This is a genomic window from Prevotella pallens ATCC 700821 (genome assembly GCF_000220255.1).
GTDB lineage: Bacteria > Bacteroidota > Bacteroidia > Bacteroidales > Bacteroidaceae > Prevotella > Prevotella pallens.
Genome location: NZ_GL982528.1, coordinates 1 through 1,038, shown reverse-complemented (window position 1 = coordinate 1,038; position 1,038 = coordinate 1). Strand labels below are relative to the sequence as shown.

The window sequence follows — 1,038 nt, the reverse complement described above, 5'->3', positions numbered from 1 at the left end:
TCTATTAAATCCTTTTCTATTATTAGTTTGTGTTCAATTAGCTTTTCTGTTATTTCTTGGGAAGCAAATAAACAATAGTCTTGTTCAAAATCAAATCCGAACTCTAAATTGCTTCTATAAAAAGTATTTGGTTTCAGTTTTTGAAACACATCTGCATCAATATACAGAGGAACACTACCATAAATTCCCATATACGAACCGCACTCATTGCATTTATTTTCAAATTCAATGGGACGTTTTGCCTCGTTAAGCATAATTTGTTGAGAACATTCTATCAGATAAAAGCCTTTACTTTTAGGTATAGAATAGAATATAAGCCCTTGCCAATTTGATATTTCATACAAATCTTTAAATTTTTGCGATACCATTTTAAAGCCATCATAACTTCCTGATAAATGATATTTCTTTCTTTTTATCTTATATGTAGGCAAATGTTCTTCTATAAGACCTCTTTTATTCAAAATCATCTTGCAAGTAGGGCAGGTTATATACTTGTGTCTGTCTACTTTGCTAACGTTTAACAAATAACTGTCATTATCATAAAATTGCAGCTCAAAGTATTTCATAATTAACATTCTGTATTTTTTAATTCAGTATCTGTATTTTTTATCTATATACCCTGCCAATTCCATATTTTTCAAAATCTGTTTAGAAAATTCTCACATATATTTAGGGTCAGAATGATGTACATACGTAGCACTTAATTCGAATATATAAACCTCCATATTTAAATTTTTAACGAAAGTATATAGTTATACGCTGTAAAACAGAAATGTACAACTGCAAATGTAGCTATTTACTCTGATTCTTCGTTATTTTATTATCAAAATTTCTTTATTTTGAATATTTTTTATCCTCTTACCATATTTATATTTCTTTGGTTGTAAAATTATTTAACGATAAGTGAAACCTTTACTCTCACCCATTATTCAATAGCCTTTTCTATTTCAGAGCTACAAAAATTCTACAGTCTTGGATTGCAAAAAAATGGAATTACCTACATAAAAACAATTCTGCAAAGATTTATATGCAAATATA

The 1,038-nt window shown here is 27.7% G+C and carries 1 protein-coding gene; it reads right to left on the bottom strand.

What is annotated here, in order from left to right; all coding sequences use genetic code 11:
• Positions 1–467 (bottom strand): hypothetical protein (locus tag HMPREF9144_RS12490; protein WP_040595974.1); only part of this gene is annotated, 467 nt, incomplete at its 3' end.
• Positions 468–1,038: the final 571 nt, after the last annotated feature.